Genomic DNA, 18972 nt, shown 5'->3' with positions numbered 1-18972 from the left:
AGTCATTTTTTTTGGGCGTTTTATCGCGCTATCCGCTATATCTTTCCTTGCTTGGCAGCAAACAAGGAAAGGATGTCGCTATTATCACGAACGCAAAATTCCGTAAACAAGATTAATTTATAACAAAATACTATCTTTGTAGCAGTATTTACAACAAATTACAATCTTAAATTTATTATACAATGCGCTACGCAGAAAATATATTAGGTACCATAGGCAACACCCCATTAGTGAAACTCAATAAAGTAACTGCCGAAGTAGAGGCCTTAGTACTTGCTAAGGTGGAAACGTTCAATCCAGGAAATTCCGTAAAAGACAGAATGGCTGTAAAAATGATTGCAGATGCGGAGGCTGATGGCCGTTTACAGCCAGGCGGAACTATTATTGAAGGAACTTCCGGGAATACAGGAATGGGATTGGCATTAGTCGCCATTATAAAAGGATACAAACTAATTTGTGTAATTTCAGACAAACAGTCCAAAGAAAAAATGGATATTCTTCGTGCCGTAGGCGCTAAAGTTGTGGTGTGTCCTACGGATGTAGAACCTACGGATCCAAGGTCGTATTATTCGGTTTCTAAACGATTGGCCAAAGAAACGCCTAATTCCTGGTATGTGAATCAATACGACAACCCTTCAAACGCTATCGCGCATTACGAGCAAACGGGACCGGAAATTTGGGAGCAAACAAGTGGTAAAATTACTCATTTTGTATCGGGGGTAGGCACTGGAGGAACTATTTCCGGAGTTGGGAAATATTTGAAAGAGAAAAATCCAACCATTAAAATTTGGGGAATCGATACCTATGGTTCTGTATTTAAAAAATACCATGAAACAGGAATTTTTGATGAAAATGAAATCTATTCGTATATCACAGAAGGGATTGGTGAGGACATATTACCCATGAATGTAGACTTTTCTTTGATTGACGGATTTACAAAAGTAACGGATAAAGATGCGGCGGTTTATACCCGTAAAATTGCACTTGAAGAAGGAATATTTGTAGGGAATTCTGCTGGTGCGGCGATCAAAGGATTGTTGCAACTCAAAGAACATTTTAAACCGGAAGATGTAGTTGTGGTTCTTTTTCATGATTCAGGAAGCCGTTATGTAGGTAAAATGTTCAATGACGACTGGATGCGGGAACGCGGTTTTCTAGAAGAAGAAATCACAAAGGCGGAGGATGTAATCAAAGATCATATCGACAAACCATTGATTGTGGTGCGTACCGAAGAATTAGTTTCGCACGCCATAGAAAGAATGCGTAAATACAAAATATCTCAAATTCCTGTCATTGATACCACCGGATTTGTAGGTTCTGTTGATGAAAGTGATTTGTTTCAAAGTTACGTAGCCGACAAAAATGTAGCTGATAAACCGATTAAAGATGTAATGGGAAAACCTTTTCCAATAGTGAAACACGGAACTCCTATTGAAGAAGTTTCTCGATTATTCACGAAAGAGAATGAAGCCGTTTTGATTGAATTAGAGAATGGAAATCACCATATTATAACTAAATATGATATTATTGGGTCGATAAAATAAGATTAAAACTGGATTTTATTTCCTAATTATACTCCAACAAGAATCAAAAAACCTGCAAGGTTTTTTGGTTTAATTACTTTGTTGCTGTAAAATTTTTGGAATCTAAAAGTTTGCAAGAACATCTAAAAAAAAGGTAACAAATACATTGAACTTCTATAATTGACAGTATTTTTGTAAATCTGAAATCAAATATCGTTAACCCTAAATCTGAAATCAAATTGACCTTCACCGCTATAGACTTTGAAACAGCAACCGCATACCATCCGTGTTCTGTAGGAATTGTAACCGTAGAAAATGGAATAATTACAGATGAGTTTGTTAGTTTAATCAAACCACCAAATAATTTATATTCTCCTTTTACCATTCAAGTGCATGGGATTTATCCGCGGGATACCATGAATGCTAAGTCATTTGCTCAGGTATATCCTGAAATTAAAAAACGGTTGCAAAACAGGATGGTTGTAGCTCACAATGAAAGTTTTGACCGGAATGTTTTGGCAAAATCAATGGCTCTTTATAATTTAGAGTATGCGGATTTGAATATTGCCTCTCGTTGGGAATGTACCGTAAAAATATACAAAGCCAAAGGATTAAAACCAACTAAATTGAGCGATTGTTGCCGGGAAATGAATATTGCTTTGAATCATCACGAAGCGTTATCTGATGCTCGGGCTTGTGCCAAATTGTATTTGTTGAAATAAAAACATCCTATTTTACTAAAATAGCATTCGGTATTTTAGGGAAATTTCTGATTTTTTTTGTTTTAGATAATTTGCTATTTTTTTTTACTACATTAGTCTTCAATCTAATATTTTCAATATGAAAGAAGATTTCCTCCATTACCTGTGGAAATTCAAGAAATTTGATACTTTGAATTTGAAAACTTTCAATGGAGAGGAAATCACAATTGTTACTGTGGGCCAATATCTTGAACTGGCCGGTCCTGATTTTTTTAATGCACAAATAACGATTGCAAATCAAAAATGGGCAGGAAATGTCGAAATTCATCTTAAATCGTCAGACTGGTATGTGCATCATCATGAACAGGATTCAGGATATGAAAACGTTATTTTACATGTGGTTTGGGAGCATGATACGGAAGTGTTTAGAAGCAATAACAGCGAAATTCCGGTTTTGGAACTCAAAAAATATGTAGATAAGGCCACCCTTGAAAATTACCAATCTTTAATGGCACCCAAATCATGGATTTTTTGCGAAAAGCAAATTAATAAAATTGATGGATTTGTCTTTAAAAATTGGCAGGAACGTCTGTTTTTTGAACGTCTGGAAAGAAAAGCAAAATCTATATTTGATTTGTTAGAACAAACTAATCACGATTGGGAAGCAGTGTTGTTTTGCCTTTTGGCTAAAAATTTTGGATTAAATACCAATGGAGAACTCTTTTTTAAAATGGCAGAAAACATTCCTTTTTCGGTACTTAGAAAGGAAAGTTTTGAAATTGAGAATCTGGAAGCATTAATTTTTGGAACCGCAGGGTTATTGGATTGTGATAAGGAGGATACTTATTTCAAAGATTTAAAATTTAGGTATTTTTACTTGATACATAAATACCAATTGGAGCAAGGTGGCCAGGCACCAGTCCAGTTTTTTAAGCATCGCCCGGATAATTTTCCTACGATACGTCTTTCTCAATTGGCGAATTTATACCACAGTCAGGTACATTTATTTTCAAAAATAAGTGTTTTGAATTCATTAAAAAGTAGTTACGACCTGTTTCAGGTTTCGACTTCTGAATATTGGTTGAATCATTACCAATTTGATAAAGAAAGTCCAAAGAAAAGGAAATCGCTTTCAAAATCTTTCATTGACTTGATTGTCATAAATACCATACTTCCGCTACAATTTGCTTTTGCTAAAAGTCAGGGAAAAGAAATTTCAGAGGATTTAATTCGTCTGTTAGAAGAAGTTTCTCCGGAGAAAAATGCCATTATAGATAAATTCAAGTCTTTTGGGGTTCTCGCTGCAAGTGCTTTTGATACCCAATCATTACTGCAACTAAAAATGGAGTATTGCAACGCAGGTAAATGCTTAGAATGTGCCGTGGGAATGGAATTGTTGAAAAAAAATTAATTCAATTATTTTTGGATTTGTTTACTGGAGAATGTTGTAAATTTGTTTTTTAAATATGCGATTGACGAATTTAATACACTAACTGAAAAATGTCAGCAGTAATTAAGCTTAAGTTCTTTTTTGAGAAACACGGTTTTCATGTTTCCTCCCGCTTAGCAGATACCTTAGGAATGCGTGCCAGTAGCGTCCGACTATTTTTTATTTACTTGTCATTTGTTACAGCTGGCTTGTGGTTTGCCGTGTATTTAACTTTGGCTTTTTGGATGCGGTTGAAAGATTTAATTCGTGCAAAACGCACTTCGGTTTTTGATTTGTAAAAAGAGTTAAATAAAAAAAGGGATTCTAAAATAGTTAAACTATTCTAGAATCCCTTTTTTGTATGCTGTAAATTTATTTATCCGGATTGTTTAGTTTACTTTTTTTCTTACCGTAGGCAAAATAGATAGCAACTCCAATAATCATCCAAATGGCAAGTCTTTCCCAACTTTCAATAGGTAATCCAGCCATCAAGATTAGACAGATGATAACTCCTAGAATTGGAAATACTGGTACAAATGGCACTCTAAAACCTCTTACTGCATCGGGATTAGTTTTTCTCATTACAACAACTCCAATACATACAAGAGCAAACGCAAATAATGTTCCTATACTTACCATATGACCTAAGTCTGACACAGGAACAAATCCTGCAAACATGCTAACAAAAACCATGAAAAGTAGGTTTGTTTTGTATGGTGTTCTATTTGTTGCGTGTAATGTACTAAAAAATTTAGGTAATAATCCGTCAATACTCATACTGTAGAAAACCCTACTTTGCCCCATCAACATCACTAACATTACAGAGGTATATCCTGCAATAATCGCAATTGTTAATGCTGAGTTTAAGAATGTATAACCTGTTTTAGCAAACGCTGTAGTGACAGGGCTTGCGTCACCTTTAAAGTTAAGGTAGTTTTCTAAACCAGTTAAAACAAAAGCAAATAGAACATATAAAACGGTACAAATTATGAGCGACCCTAATATACCAATTGGCATACCTTTCTGTGGATCTTTTGCCTCTTGTGCAGCTGTAGAAACAGCGTCAAATCCTATAAATGCAAAAAACACAACTCCTGCACCTCTTAGAATACCACTCCAGCCGTAATGACCAAAGTAATCGCTACTAAAGAAATTTAAAAATGTCATCTTTCCTGAGCTTAAAAGGGCTTCGCCTTCATTTACAGGGATAAATGGAGTATGATTCGCTCCGTCAATAAAACCCCATCCGATACCTATGAATACAATAACAACAGTTACTTTTAAAATAACCAAAATATTGTTTAATAAAGCTGATTCTTTTGTACCTCTAATCAATAGTAGAGAAAGGGCACATATAATTAATATGGCGGGTAAATTAATGAATCCTGGTTTCTCATCCCATGGTCCATGGAGTATCTCTTGGGGAATATTGAGTCCATAATTGGCGAGGAATTTATCTACGTATTGAGACCAACTCACTGCTACTGTTGCGGCTCCAAGAGCATATTCAAGCACTAAATCCCATCCAATAATCCAAGCAACAAATTCTCCCATTGTGGCATAAGAATAGGTGTAAGCACTTCCTGCTACTGGGATCATAGAGGCAAATTCAGCGTAGCACAATCCAGCAAAGGCACAGCCTATCCCTGCTAAGACGAAGGATAGCGTTACTGCGGGTCCTGCATTATCTGCGGCTGCGATTCCTGTTAAAGAAAATAATCCTGCTCCGATAATTGCTCCAACTCCTAGCGCTACTAATGAACGTGAAGACAAAGTTCTTTTTAATCCTTTTTCAGATTCTGATGCTTCATTTAGCAATACCGAAAGGGGTTTAGTTTTCCAAATTGACATGGGTTATATGGTTTTGTTTGTTATTAAGCTCCAAATGTATTGTTTTTTATAAAAAATAAAAACAATAATTGAATTTTAAGTTGTAAAAAATGATTTGTCGTCTTTTTTAATATTGATTCCCGGTGAAATTATTTTGTCAAATAGGCTTGTAGCGGGTATTAATTTGTTTTTGAAAAAAAATCTACAGAAAGCGAACGGTCTTGATTTAATTTATAAATTTAGAATTATTTTTAATGCTAGCAAATCGATACGTACCCCCATGAGTTTTAAAACGATTCTAACTTATTTTAAGTTCACTAAGGAGCAGCGAACCGGTATTTTCTTTTTGTTTGTAATTAGTGTAGTCCTGCAGCTGGTTTATTTTTTTGTTGATTTTAGAGCGGTATCTAAAGCGTATCCTGAAAAACAAAAATGGCTTTCTCTTCAAACTGCAATGGATTCCCTTACTATGGAAGCTGCAAATAAAAAGCCCAATGTGTATCTTTTTAATCCCAATTTTATCACAGATTATAAAGGATATAGATTAGGAATGTCTCTTCAGGAAATTGATCGTTTGCTCGCTTTTAGAAAACAAAACAAATATGTAAATTCTCCTGAGGAGTTTCAGAACGTGACTAAAGTTTCAGACTCATTGTTAAATGTGCTAGCGCCTTATTTTAAATTCCCGGATTGGGTGCTTGCTAAAAAACAGAAAACTAAATTTATTACATATAAAAAGTATTCAAATCCGGCTTTCGCCAAAAAAGAAAAAATAGTAGTCATTGATATCAATAGGGCAACAAAAGAAGATTTGGTAAAAATTTATGGAATAGGTGAGGCCATTTCTATTCGCATTTTAAAACAAAAAGAAACGTTGGGCGGATTTGTTTCTATGGATCAAATGCAGGATGTTTGGGGGTTGTCACCAGAAGTAATTGAGAATTTAAACACTCATTTTGAAGTTTTGGCGCTACCTCAATTTAAAAAAATCAAGATCAATACCGCTTCTTTAAAGGAGCTTTCTCAGTTTTATTATTTTAGGTATGCACTGGCCAGAGAAATTATAACCTATAGAAGCATGAAGGGAGATTTTAACAATATTGAGGATTTAACAAAAATTAAGGGATTTCCTGTTGATAAAGCAAAAACAATTGACTTATATTTGGACTTTAATTAGAAGTGTCAGATTTTAAGCTCCGGACAAGAGGATTGTATTGCCTTTTAAAATAGAGGTGTTACTTTTTTATTAACGGATTATTTTTAACCGTTAAAAAACGAAATTTGAAATAGCACTGCTTTATTACGCTTCAATTAATATTATTTGTTAAAAAAAACATACTATATGAATTCAATTTATTTTACGGAAGAACACCATGCATTTAGAGAAAGTTTAAAAGATTTTCTGCAGAAAGAAGTTGTTCCGCATATCGAAAAGTGGGAAAAAACGGGTACAATAGAACGTTTTATTTGGGAAAAATTTGGCGAGATGGGGTACTTTGGTATTGCCTACCCAGAGGCTTATGGCGGTCTGAATCTCGATTTATTTTATACTGTTATTTTTCTCGAAGAATTGCAAAAAATTAAGTCATCAGGTTTTGCTGCTGCCATGTGGGCTCATGGGTATTTAGCGATGACCCATTTGAATGCAGAGGGTGACGAAAGGATAAAGCAAGATTACTTAGTGCCAAGTATCGCCGGAAAGAAAATAGGAGCTTTATGTATTTCAGAGCCTTTTGGGGGTAGTGATGTTGCGGGGATGCGCACTAATGCCGTGAAAAAAGGAGATAAATATATTATTAATGGTTCCAAAACATTTATTACAAACGGTGTTTATGCAGACTATTATATTGTTGCAGCAAAAACTAATCCTGAACTTGGAAACAAAGGGATTAGCATCTTTTTGATGGATACTGGTTTAAAAGGTATATCGGCTGTCAAACTAGATAAATTAGGTTGGAGAGCATCTGATACGGCTGAAATCGCCTTTGACAACGTAGAAATCCCAGCAGAAAACTTAATGGGTGAAGAGGGGAAAGGATTTCCTTACATCATGCAGCATTTTGCTTTAGAGCGTTTAATCATGGCGATAAATGCACATGCTAGAGCTGAATATGCAATAGATTATACAATAGATTATATGTCGCATAGAGAGGCATTTGGAAAAAAAATAAGTAAGTTTCAAGCACTAAGACATACGCTTGTTGAGCATGCAACAGAGGTAGAGCACTGTAAGGTGTTTAACTATGCTGCAGTCGCTCGATTAGACAAAGGGGAATACGTCGTAAAAGAGTCCACTATGGCTAAGCTGAAATCTACAAAAGTTGCAGATGATACTATTTATAGTTGTTTGCAAATGTTAGGTGGTTATGGGTATATGGAGGAGTATCCATTGGCACGTTTGTTTAGGGACAGTCGTTTAGGGCCAATAGGCGGAGGAACTTCAGAAATTCTTAAAGAGATTTTAGGGAAATTAATTATTGATAATCAAAATTATGTACCAGCGGTAAAGTAGTTTAGACTTTGATTAGGTAGTTTCTGGAGCGAATAAGTTTTTCTTAACGGGATGCTTTAGATTCAATAAAGTGAGTATTTTATAAAAAAAAGAGTCAATTTGTGTATTGACTCTTTTTTTTATGTCAAAGATAGTACTGCGAATTTTACCCCGATACCTCGCAATGAATAAGATTATAGCGAATAGCTGGCAGCACATGATAGCCTATTCGTGAAACGGAATTGATTTTTTGCAAACATGCTCAAATAAATTTACAATTAATGACTTCCAATTCAAAATAATGTTTACTTTTGCAGACTTAAAGAAAGGGGGTGTCTATATTATGTTAATTATACCAATTAAAGACGGAGAAAATATCGATAGAGCATTAAAACGCTACAAAAGAAAATTTGATAAAACAGGAACTGTTCGTCAACTAAGAGCACGTACTGCTTTTATTAAGCCTTCAGTTACAAATAGAATCAAAATTCAAAAAGCGGCTTATATCCAAAATATGAGAGATAACTTAGAGAGTTAGTCAATATCTATTAAATAAAATACCGTTAGTCATCAAAATTGTATAACTTTGATGCTAACGGTTTTTTTATGACTACTAATAAAGATGCTTTTCGGGATTATCTACAGTTGGAGAAAAAATATTCTCCTCATACCCTAACGGCATATTGTGCGGATATTGCTTCTTTTGAATCATTCAACAAAATTCACTTTGAGGAGCAAGGCATAGAGCAGGCAGGGTATAGTCAAATCAGGAGTTGGATTGTAGTACTTGTGGATGATGGGGTCTCGAATGGTTCTGTTAATAGAAAAATAGCGTCTTTAAAAGCATTTTACAAATTCCTGTTGAAAACAAAGCAGATTCGGGTTAGTCCATTGTCAGGGCATAAAGCATTGAAGGCTTCGAGGGTTTTGCAGGTTCCTTTTTCTGAAAAGGAAGTTTTGAATGTTTTAGATCAAATGCAAAATACAATTGGATTTGAAGAAGTGAGGAATAAACTCATAATCGATTTGTTGTATACTACCGGAATGCGACGCGCAGAGCTGATTCAGCTTCAAATAGCAAATATTGACTTATCGAACAGTACAATTAAAGTACTGGGCAAGCGAAGTAAAGAACGAATCCTTCCTGTTTTGCCGGTACTGGCGGCTCAGTTTTGTTTGTACCTAAAGGAAAGAGCTTTGTTGGCAATAGTCGCTGATAATGCTTATTTTTTTCTCACAAAAAAAGGATTAAAATTAAATGATTCTTTTGTGTATCGGCTAATAAATTCTTACTTTAGTGGTGTGTCTGAGAAAGTAAAAAAAAGTCCACATATCCTGCGGCATACTTTTGCAACACATCTATTAAATAATGGTGCGGATTTAAATTCAGTAAAGGAATTGTTAGGGCATTCTAGTTTGGCTTCAACTCAAATTTATACCCATAGCAGTTTGTCAGAAATTAAAAATATTTATAAAGAGGCGCATCCTCGAGGACGTAAATGATTCGTAAAATGTTTAACTAAAAAAAATGATTATGAAGGTAAGTGTTCATGCAGTTAACTTTACTGTTGACAAAAAGCTAGTAGATTTTGTTCAAGAAAGAATGGACAAGTTAGAAAAATATTATGACAAGGTGGTGTCCGCCGATGTTTTTTTGAAAGTGGAGAAGACTAGTGATAAAGAAAATAAAATTGCTGAGGTAAAAATGAATGTTCCTGGGGATGATTTTTTAGTTAAAAAGCAATGTAAAACTTTTGAAGAAGCCTTAGAACTTTCTGCTGAATCTTTAGAACGATTATTGGTAAAAAGGAAAGAAAAAATAAGTTCGCATATTTAATATGATTTTTTTTTAAAAAAAGTTTTGATTGAGAGATAAAATCTATACATTTGCAGTCCGTTAGAAATAGCGGACTTTTTTTATTGATTCGCCAGCGTAGCTCAGTTGGCTAGAGCAGCTGATTTGTAATCAGCAGGTCGTGGGTTCGAGTCCCTCCGCCGGCTCAAGACTGTAAAGGTCTGGCAATATAAAAAGTAGGGGAGATACTCAAGCGGCCAACGAGGGCAGACTGTAAATCTGCTGTGTAAACTTCGCAGGTTCGAATCCTGCTCTCCCCACGATGAAAGTTTTAAATTAATTTAAAATGCAACATTTAAAATTAATTCTCTGCCGGTGTAGCTCAGGGGTAGAGTGCTTCCTTGGTAAGGAAGAGGTCTCGGGTTCAATTCCCGACATTGGCTCAAGTAAGTAGGAAATAGAAATTAATATATAACAAGATTTAAAATTAAGTAAAATGGCAAAGGAAAATTTTAACCGTAACAAGCCCCATTTAAACATTGGAACAATTGGGCATGTGGATCACGGAAAAACGACATTAACTGCGGCAATTACAAAAGTATTGTCTGATGCAGGGTATTGTCAAGCAAAATCATTTGATCAAATTGATAATGCTCCAGAAGAAAAAGAAAGAGGTATTACAATTAATACATCTCACGTTGAGTATGAAACTGCTAATCGTCACTACGCTCACGTTGACTGTCCAGGTCACGCGGATTACGTAAAGAACATGGTTACAGGTGCTGCTCAAATGGATGGTGCTATTCTTGTTGTAGCTGCTACTGATGGGCCAATGCCACAAACACGTGAGCATATCCTTTTAGGTCGCCAGGTAGGTATTCCTAGAATGGTTGTATTCATGAATAAAGTGGATATGGTTGATGATGAGGAATTACTTGAATTAGTTGAGATGGAAATCAGAGACTTGTTATCTTTCTATGAATATGATGGAGATAATGGTCCTGTTGTTCAGGGTTCAGCTTTAGGTGGATTGAATAATGATCCAGCTTGGGTACCAAAAATTCTTGAATTGATGGCAGCTGTAGATTCTTGGATCGAAGAGCCGGTAAGAGATGTTGCAAAACCTTTCTTGATGCCTGTTGAAGATGTGTTCTCAATCACTGGTCGTGGAACTGTTGCTACAGGTCGTATCGAAACAGGTGTTGCTAATACAGGAGATCCAGTTGAAATCATTGGTATGGGAGCTGAAAAATTGACTTCTACTATTACTGGAGTTGAGATGTTCCGTAAAATCCTTGATAGAGGTGAAGCTGGAGACAACGTAGGTATTCTTTTAAGAGGTATTCAAAAAGAAGACATCAAAAGAGGAATGGTTATCTGTAAGCCAGGTTCAGTTAAACCACATGCTACTTTTAAAGCTGAGGTTTATATCTTGAAAAAAGAAGAAGGTGGTCGTCACACACCATTTCACAATAACTACCGTCCACAGTTTTATGTACGTACAACGGATGTAACAGGGATCATTACTTTGCCTACAGGTGTAGAAATGGTTATGCCTGGGGATAACTTAACTATTGATGTTGTGTTGCTTAGTGCAATTGCATTAAGTGTTGGTTTACGTTTTGCTATCCGTGAAGGTGGTAGAACTGTAGGTGCAGGTCAGGTAACTGAAATTGTAGCATAATCCAAATAGGATAAAAAAGTATAAAGCCAGTAACTCCGTAAAGTTGTTACTGGCTTTTATTAACGAACGGGCGTAGTTCAAGGGTAGAATAGCGGTCTCCAAAACCGTTGATGGGGGTTCGAATCCCTCCGCCCGTGCAAAAAAATAAATCATAATGACAAAAGTTGTTAATTACATATCAGAGGCATTTGAGGAATTAAAGTCAAATGTAACTTGGCCGGTTTGGGCTGAGGTTCAGCGTCTAACGATTGTTGTGGCTGTTTTTTCAGTATTATTCGCTTTGGCAACTTGGGGAGTAGATGAAATTTTCGCAAAAGCTTTGGCTGGTTTTTTTAACTGGATAAAAGCATAATTTTTTTGTTATGGCAGATAATAATATTAAAAAGTGGTATGTCGTTAGGGCGGTAAGTGGTCAAGAAAATAAAGTGAAAGCTTATATCGAAACCGAAATCGCACGACTTGGGATGGGTGATTATGTGTCACAGGTTTTGGTTCCTACTGAAAAAGTAGTTACTGTAAAAGAGGGAAAAAAGATAATTAAAGATAAGGTTTATTTTCCAGGATACGTCATGATTGAGGCTAATCTGATTGGTGAAATACCTCATATTATTAAATCAATAACAAGTGTTATTGGTTTTTTAGGAGAGATTAAAGGGGGGGAACCTGTTCCTTTGAGAATTTCCGAAGTGAATCGAATGTTAGGTAAAGTAGATGAATTAGCGGTTAATACCGATACACGTTCTATTCCTTTCAATATTGGTGAGACGATTAAGGTTGTTGATGGTCCTTTTAATGGTTTTAACGGAACTGTGGAGAAAATTAATGAAGAAAAGCGTAAACTGGAAGTAATGGTGAAAATTTTCGGAAGAAAAACACCATTAGAATTGAGTTTTATGCAAGTTGAAAAAGTATAATTTTGTTACATCTATAATATCCATTGCAATCGCTTCCAAAGATTGTAGTGTTAAATTTTTAAAAAATGGCTAAAGAAATTAGTAAAGTAGTTAAACTACAAGTTAAGGGAGGTGCTGCGAATCCATCGCCACCGGTTGGACCTGCTTTAGGTGCTGCTGGTGTTAATATCATGGAGTTCTGTAAGCAATTTAATGCAAGAACTCAAGATAAAGCCGGCAAAGTTTGCCCTGTGCAAATTACAGTGTATAAAGACAAATCTTTTGATTTTGTTGTAAAAACACCACCTGCTGCTGTCCAATTATTGGAAGCTGCAAAGCTAAAATCTGGTTCAGGTGAACCTAATCGTAAAAAAGTGGCTAACGTTACTTGGGACGTAATTAGAACAATCGCCGAAGATAAAATGGTGGATTTGAATGCATTTACTATCGAATCTGCTATGAGCATGATCGCAGGAACGGCTAGATCTATGGGTATAACTGTAACTGGAGATTCTCCTCTAAAACAAGGGTAAGACATGGCAAAATTGACAAAAAAGCAAAAAGAGGCTGCTTCAAAAATTGAAAAGAACAAATTATATTCTCTTAAAGATGCTGCGGCATTAATAAAAGTTGTTGCTTCTGCAAAATTTGATGAGTCTATTGATATCGCAGTTCGTTTGGGTGTAGATCCAAGAAAAGCGAATCAAATGGTAAGAGGTGTAGTAACATTGCCTCATGGTACTGGTAAAGATGTTAAAGTATTAGCATTGGTTACTCCGGACAAAGAAGCGGAAGCTTTGGCGGCTGGTGCTGACTATGTAGGTCTTGATGACTATTTACAAAAGATAAAAGACGGTTGGACAGATGTTGATGTAATTATCACAATGCCTTCTGTTATGGGTAAATTAGGTCCATTAGGTCGTATTTTAGGACCTAGAGGTTTAATGCCTAACCCTAAAACAGGTACTGTAACTATGGATGTTGCAAAAGCTGTTCAAGAGGTAAAAGCTGGTAAAATTGACTTTAAAGTTGACAAAACTGGTATAGTGCATGCAGGAATTGGTAAAGTCTCTTTTGGAGCTGAACAAATTGTTGACAATGCTCACGAAATTATTCAAACATTAATCAAACTTAAACCAACTGCGGCTAAAGGAACTTACATCAAAAGTATTTACCTAACTAGCACTATGAGTCCTGCAATTGCATTGGATCCTAAGGCAGTATAAAATTGGTAGTTAAAAATTTTTAGTATGACTAGAGAAGAAAAATCAATCGCGATTGAAGTTTTAACTGCACAGTTAGCTGGTACAAATATTATTTATGTATCTGATATTTCTGGAATGAATGCAGAAGCAACTACGAACTTAAGAAGAGCTTGTTATAAAGCAGGTATAAAATTAGAAGTAGTTAAAAATACATTGCTTGCAAAAGCAATGGAAGCATCAGCTAATGATTATGGAGATTTACCTTCAGTTTTGACTGGTAATAGTGCTATATTCATTTCTGAGATAGCAAACGCTCCGGGTAAGATAATAAAAGATTTCAGAAAAAAATCAGCTAAACCGGTATTAAAGGGAGCTTATATCAACTCTGAAATTTATATTGGAGACGATCAATTAGATGCATTAGCAACTATTAAATCTAAAGAAGAGCTTATCGGCGAACTTATTGGATTATTGCAGTCACCAGCACAAAGAGTTATTTCTGCTCTTCAAAACCAATTTGCCAAAAGCGAAGAGGCTACAGAGGAAGTGGAGGCATAATGAAAGAAGAGTTTTACTCTAATTTTATTACATAAAACGCGCACAATAAATAAATTATATTTTTTACAAATCATTTTAAAACGATAGAAAAAATGGCAGATTTGAAACAATTCGCAGAACAATTGGTTAACCTAACGGTAAAAGAAGTTAACGAATTAGCAACAATATTAAAAGATGAGTACGGAATCGAACCAGCTGCTGCAGCTGTAGTAGTTTCAGGTGGTGGCGAAGCTGCTGCTGAAGATGTTCAAACAGAATTTACAGTGGTTTTGAAAGCAGCAGGTGCTTCTAAATTAGCAGTTGTAAAATTAGTTAAAGAACTTACTGGTTTAGGTTTGAAAGAAGCTAAAGATGTAGTAGACAGCGCACCAAGCAATGTTAAAGAAGGTGTGACTAAAGATGAAGCAGAAGCGCTTAAAAAATCTTTGGAAGAAGCTGGAGCTGAGGTTGAACTTAAATAGTTCACTCTAGTTTTGAAAATAAGGTTTAGGTCTTGGAGTCATCCAAAGACCTAAACCATTTTTCGTATAACAAAAGGCTACGTTGTATTAGTACATATTAGTCTTTTAAAATAGATTCATTTTATCCATTACGAGGAAAAAAAATTAACAGATAATAAGAAAGTAGTTATCTTAAATTGGTTTTTAAAGATGTAATGGTTTAAAAAAAAAGGTATAAATAAATTACTATTTATACAAAAAAATTACTTTTCTAATCAAAATTTTGTCCATTGATGATAACAAATCAAACTGAAAGATTGAATTTTGCCTCTACAAAAAATATTCCTGATTATCCAGATTTTCTAGATGTTCAGGTTAAATCGTTTAAGGATTTTTTTCAATTAGAAACTAAATCTGACGAAAGAGGCGACGAAGGGCTTTACAATACCTTCATGGAAAACTTCCCAATTACTGATACAAGAAATAACTTTGTATTAGAATTCCTTGATTATTTTGTAGATCCGCCACGTTACACAATTCAAGAATGTATAGAAAGAGGTCTTACGCATAGTGTACCCCTAAAAGCTAGGTTAAAACTATATTGTACAGATCCAGAACATGAAGATTTTGAGACTATTGTTCAGGATGTTTATCTTGGGACAATTCCATATATGACGCCAAGCGGTACTTTTGTTATTAATGGTGCTGAGCGTGTAGTTGTTTCTCAATTACACCGTTCTCCTGGTGTTTTCTTCGGGCAGTCATTTCATGCAAATGGAACAAAATTGTACTCTGCCAGAGTAATTCCTTTTAAGGGTTCTTGGATAGAATTTTCTACAGATATAAACAGCGTAATGTATGCTTATATTGACAGAAAGAAAAAATTACCTGTAACGACTTTATTCCGTGCAATTGGATTCGAAAGAGATAAGGATATCCTAGAGATTTTCGATCTTGCTGAGGAAATTAAAGTTTCTAAAACAGGACTTAAAAAATATATCGGCAGAAAATTAGCTGCTCGTGTATTGAATACATGGCATGAAGATTTTGTAGATGAGGATACTGGTGAAGTAGTTTCTATTGAACGTAACGAAATAATTCTTGATAGAGACACTATTATCGACAAAGATAATGTGGAAGAAATCATTGATTCTAACGTTAAATCTATTTTGCTTCATAAAGAAGATGCTAATCAAGGAGATTACGCAATCATTCATAACACGTTGCAAAAGGATCCAACAAACTCTGAAAAAGAGGCTGTTGAGCATATCTATAGACAATTGCGTAATGCTGAACCGCCTGATGAAGAAACGGCTCGTGGTATTATCGATAAATTATTCTTTTCTGATCAACGGTACAACTTAGGTGAAGTAGGTCGTTATAGAATAAATAAAAAATTAGGGTTGGATACTCCAATGGAAAAGCAAGTCTTGACCAAAGAAGATATCATAACGATTGTTAAATATTTGATTGAATTAATTAACTCTAAAGCAGAGATTGATGATATTGATCACTTATCAAACCGTCGTGTACGAACAGTTGGAGAACAAATGTCACAACAGTTTGGTGTTGGTTTGGCGCGTATGGCCAGAACCATTAGAGAGCGAATGAACGTTAGGGATAACGAGGTGTTTACACCGATAGATTTGATTAATGCTAAAACATTATCCTCTGTTATCAACTCTTTCTTTGGTACAAACCAGTTGTCTCAGTTTATGGATCAAACGAATCCATTAGCCGAGATTACGCACAAAAGAAGATTATCTGCACTTGGACCAGGTGGACTTTCGAGAGAAAGAGCCGGATTTGAGGTACGTGATGTTCACTATACGCATTACGGACGTTTATGTCCAATTGAAACTCCTGAGGGACCAAACATTGGTTTGATATCTTCTCTTGGTGTTTATGCTAAAGTAAACGGAATGGGTTTCATTGAGACTCCATACCGTAAAGTAACTAACGGAGTCGTAGATCTAGTGTCTACTCCTGTTTACTTGAGTGCAGAAGAAGAAGAAGGAATGATGATTGCTCAGGCAAACATAGAAATGGATGCAGTAGGTAAGATTATCGCTGAAAATGTAATTGCCCGTCAGGAAGGTGATTTTCCAGTAATTGAGCCTTCAAAAGTGGATTATACGGATGTTGCTCCAAATCAAATTGCTTCTATTTCAGCCTCTTTGATTCCTTTCTTAGAACATGATGATGCGAATAGAGCCTTGATGGGATCTAACATGATGCGTCAGGCCGTACCATTAATTCGTCCTGAAGCTCCTATTGTTGGAACTGGTTTAGAGCGTCAGGTTGCTTCGGATTCCAGAGTTTTAATTAACGCTGAAGGAGATGGAACTGTTGAATATGTGGATGCTAATATTATCACAATCAAATACGATCGTTCTGAAGAAGAAAGAATGGTGAGTTTTGAGTCAGATGAGAAAACATACAATCTAATTAAATTTAGAAAAACCAATCAAGGTACTAGTATCAACTTGAAACCTATCGTAAGAAGGGGCGACAGAGTTGTTCTTGGTCAAGTATTGTCAGAAGGTTATGCCACTCAAAATGGAGAACTTGCTTTAGGTCGTAACCTAAAAGTAGCGTTTATGCCATGGAAAGGGTACAACTTTGAGGATGCGATTGTAATTTCTGAAAAAGTAGTTCGTGACGATATTTTTACCTCTATTCACGTGGATGATTATTCATTAGAAGTTAGAGATACTAAATTAGGTAACGAAGAATTGACGAACGATATACCGAACGTTTCTGAAGAAGCTACTAAAGATTTAGATGAAAATGGTATGATCAGAATTGGAGCCGAGGTTAAACCTGGTGACATTCTTATCGGAAAAATTACTCCAAAAGGAGAATCAGATCCTACTCCGGAAGAGAAATTGCTTCGTGCAATCTTTGGGGATAAAGCAGGGGATGTAAAAGATGCTTCATTAAAAGCCTCTCCTTCTTTACATGGTGTTGTTTTAGACAAAAAACTGTTTGCAAGAGCAGTAAAAGATAAACGTAAACGTACGCAAGATAAAGATGCTTTAGGAGCACTTGAAATGGAGTTTGAAGTTAAATTTGTTGAATTAAAAGACAAATTAGTGGAAAAACTTTTCTTGATCGTAAACGGAAAAACATCTCAAGGGGTAATGAATGATTTGGGTGAAGAAGTTTTACCAAAAGGTAAAAAATACACTCAAAAAATGCTTTATGCTGTTGAAGATTTTGCTCACTTAAGTAAAGGTCAATGGGTTGCTGATGATGCAACTAATAAAATGGTAAATGATTTAATTCATAACTATAAAATTAAATTGAACGATTTACAAGGGGCTTTGCGTAGAGAGAAATTCACTATCACTGTTGGAGATGAATTGCCAGCAGGAATCTTGAAACTAGCAAAAGTATATATTGCCAAAAAACGTAAGTTGAAAGTTGGGGATAAAATGGCGGGACGTCACGGTAACAAAGGTATTGTTGCTCGTATCGTTCGTCATGAAGATATGCCTTTCCTTGAAGACGGAACGCCTGTTGATATCGTGTTGAACCCACTTGGTGTACCTTCACGTATGAACATTGGTCAAATTTATGAAACAGTTCTTGGTTGGGCGGGACAAAACTTGGGTAGAAAATTTGCTACACCAATTTTTGACGGAGCAACCCTTGATCAAATCAATGAATTGACTGATGAAGCTGGAATACCACGTTTTGGACATACATATTTATATGATGGTGGTACAGGAGAACGTTTCCATCAAGCTGCAACAGTAGGAGTTATCTACATGTTGAAACTTGGACACATGGTTGACGATAAAATGCACGCACGTTCTATAGGTCCGTACTCATTGATTACGCAACAACCACTTGGAGGTAAAGCTCAATTTGGAGGACAGCGTTTTGGAGAGATGGAAGTTTGGGCACTTGAGGCTTATGGAGCATCAAGTACACTTAGAGAAATCTTGACTGTGAAGTCTGATGATGTTATCGGTAGAGCAAAAACGTATGAAGCAATCGTAAAAGGTGAATCTATGCCAGAACCAGGATTACCGGAATCATTCAATGTATTGATGCATGAATTGAAAGGTCTTGGACTTGACATTCGTCTAGAAGAATAGAAGTTTAGTATTCAGTGTTCAGTATTTAGTAATCAGTGATAAACTGAACGCTAAATTCTGAATACTGAACACTTTTTTAAAAGAGTTTTTAGGATTTATACCCGTAACCCGTTCCGATTTTTTATTTAAACCCAATTGGTTTTATAAATAGCACTTCAAAATTTTTATTTGAAGTTTAGAGAAGTAATTCGAGGTAATGTTTAAGTCTAAAGTTTGAAAGTCTAAAGTCTAAAGTCATCCGTGGCTTTAAAAACTTTATGACATTTGACTTTAAGACTGAAATAAAATTAATTTTTTAATTGCAAATAAATCAATAG

Annotated in this window: 18 protein-coding genes and 4 tRNA genes; 21 read left to right on the top strand and 1 reads right to left on the bottom strand. The window is 35.5% G+C overall.

The window, feature by feature from the left end; genetic code table 11:
* The first annotated feature begins 182 nt into the window (after positions 1-182).
* From EKL95_RS00620 to EKL95_RS00605, 4 genes are all read left to right on the top strand, one after another.
* Positions 183-1544: a pyridoxal-phosphate dependent enzyme gene (locus EKL95_RS00620; RefSeq protein WP_126451890.1), complete on the top strand. Its 1362-nt coding sequence runs from the start codon at positions 183-185 to the stop codon at positions 1542-1544.
* A gap of 218 nt (positions 1545-1762) precedes the next feature.
* Positions 1763-2245, top strand: a complete 483-nt coding sequence (locus EKL95_RS00615) for a 3'-5' exonuclease (RefSeq protein ID WP_126451891.1) — start codon at positions 1763-1765, stop codon at positions 2243-2245.
* Between the two features lie 118 nt (positions 2246-2363).
* Positions 2364-3635, top strand: coding sequence for a DUF2851 family protein (locus tag EKL95_RS00610; RefSeq protein WP_126563321.1), 1272 nt, complete (start codon positions 2364-2366; stop codon positions 3633-3635).
* An 89-nt stretch (positions 3636-3724) separates the two neighbouring features.
* Entirely contained in the window at positions 3725-3952 is a 228-nt protein-coding gene (locus tag EKL95_RS00605; RefSeq protein WP_126451893.1) for a PspC domain-containing protein, read from the top strand.
* A 73-nt stretch (positions 3953-4025) separates the two neighbouring features.
* On the opposite strand, the gene EKL95_RS00600 is transcribed toward EKL95_RS00605, so the two are convergent.
* On the bottom strand, positions 4026-5504 hold the full coding sequence (locus tag EKL95_RS00600; RefSeq protein WP_126554471.1) for an amino acid permease: 1479 nt from the start codon (positions 5502-5504) through the stop codon (positions 4026-4028).
* 169 nt (positions 5505-5673) lie between these two features.
* Here EKL95_RS00600 and EKL95_RS00595 point away from each other — a divergent pair, with 169 nt between their 5' ends.
* The 17 genes from EKL95_RS00595 to rpoB all read left to right on the top strand — a co-directional run bounded on the left by EKL95_RS00595 (position 5674) and on the right by rpoB (position 18655).
* Positions 5674-6660, top strand: coding sequence for a ComEA family DNA-binding protein (locus EKL95_RS00595; protein ID WP_410503648.1), 987 nt, complete (start codon positions 5674-5676; stop codon positions 6658-6660).
* Positions 6661-6825: 165 nt separating this feature from the next.
* A complete protein-coding gene (locus EKL95_RS00590) occupies positions 6826-7995 on the top strand; it encodes an acyl-CoA dehydrogenase family protein (RefSeq protein WP_126463122.1) in 1170 nt (389 codons plus the stop codon).
* Between the two features lie 322 nt (positions 7996-8317).
* Complete coding sequence (gene rpsU, locus EKL95_RS00585) at positions 8318-8512, top strand: 30S ribosomal protein S21 (protein ID WP_035670421.1); 195 nt, start codon at positions 8318-8320, stop codon at positions 8510-8512.
* Between the two features lie 68 nt (positions 8513-8580).
* Positions 8581-9477 carry a tyrosine-type recombinase/integrase gene (locus EKL95_RS00580; protein ID WP_126463124.1) on the top strand — a complete coding sequence of 299 codons (897 nt, stop codon included), beginning with the start codon at positions 8581-8583 and terminating at the stop codon, positions 9475-9477.
* 31 nt (positions 9478-9508) lie between these two features.
* Positions 9509-9811 (top strand): ribosome hibernation-promoting factor, HPF/YfiA family, encoded by a 303-nt coding sequence (hpf, locus tag EKL95_RS00575; protein WP_126455885.1) that lies wholly within the window; start codon positions 9509-9511, stop codon positions 9809-9811.
* Between the two features lie 90 nt (positions 9812-9901).
* Positions 9902-9975, top strand: a tRNA-Thr gene (locus tag EKL95_RS00570).
* 33 nt (positions 9976-10008) lie between these two features.
* A tRNA-Tyr gene (locus EKL95_RS00565) sits at positions 10009-10089 on the top strand.
* 51 nt (positions 10090-10140) lie between these two features.
* Positions 10141-10212, top strand: a tRNA-Thr gene (locus tag EKL95_RS00560).
* A gap of 53 nt (positions 10213-10265) precedes the next feature.
* The gene (gene tuf / locus EKL95_RS00555) at positions 10266-11453 is read left to right on the top strand and encodes an elongation factor Tu (protein ID WP_126455883.1); all 1188 of its coding nucleotides are present in this window, start codon (positions 10266-10268) and stop codon (positions 11451-11453) included.
* 66 nt (positions 11454-11519) lie between these two features.
* Positions 11520-11590 (top strand) — tRNA-Trp (locus tag EKL95_RS00550).
* Between the two features lie 17 nt (positions 11591-11607).
* Positions 11608-11805, top strand: coding sequence for a preprotein translocase subunit SecE (secE, locus tag EKL95_RS00545; RefSeq protein WP_126455881.1), 198 nt, complete (start codon positions 11608-11610; stop codon positions 11803-11805).
* Positions 11806-11815: 10 nt separating this feature from the next.
* Positions 11816-12367 carry a transcription termination/antitermination protein NusG gene (gene nusG, locus EKL95_RS00540; protein WP_126455879.1) on the top strand — a complete coding sequence of 184 codons (552 nt, stop codon included), beginning with the start codon at positions 11816-11818 and terminating at the stop codon, positions 12365-12367.
* Between the two features lie 65 nt (positions 12368-12432).
* A complete protein-coding gene (rplK, locus tag EKL95_RS00535; RefSeq protein ID WP_126455877.1) occupies positions 12433-12879 on the top strand; it encodes a 50S ribosomal protein L11 in 447 nt (148 codons plus the stop codon).
* A gap of 3 nt (positions 12880-12882) precedes the next feature.
* Positions 12883-13572 carry a 50S ribosomal protein L1 gene (gene rplA / locus EKL95_RS00530; protein WP_126455876.1) on the top strand — a complete coding sequence of 230 codons (690 nt, stop codon included), beginning with the start codon at positions 12883-12885 and terminating at the stop codon, positions 13570-13572.
* Between the two features lie 24 nt (positions 13573-13596).
* Complete coding sequence (gene rplJ, locus EKL95_RS00525; RefSeq protein WP_126455874.1) at positions 13597-14109, top strand: 50S ribosomal protein L10; 513 nt, start codon at positions 13597-13599, stop codon at positions 14107-14109.
* Between the two features lie 92 nt (positions 14110-14201).
* Complete coding sequence (rplL, locus tag EKL95_RS00520) at positions 14202-14570, top strand: 50S ribosomal protein L7/L12 (RefSeq protein ID WP_126455872.1); 369 nt, start codon at positions 14202-14204, stop codon at positions 14568-14570.
* 272 nt (positions 14571-14842) lie between these two features.
* Positions 14843-18655 (top strand): DNA-directed RNA polymerase subunit beta, encoded by a 3813-nt coding sequence (rpoB, locus tag EKL95_RS00515; RefSeq protein ID WP_126463126.1) that lies wholly within the window; start codon positions 14843-14845, stop codon positions 18653-18655.
* Positions 18656-18972: the final 317 nt, after the last annotated feature.

The sequence above is a fragment of the Flavobacterium sp. LB2P53 genome (assembly GCF_003970305.1).
In the GTDB taxonomy this organism is placed as follows: Bacteria; Bacteroidota; Bacteroidia; order Flavobacteriales; family Flavobacteriaceae; genus Flavobacterium.
Note: the sequence above shows the minus strand (reverse complement) of the source record. Positions and strands in the feature narration are given on the sequence as shown.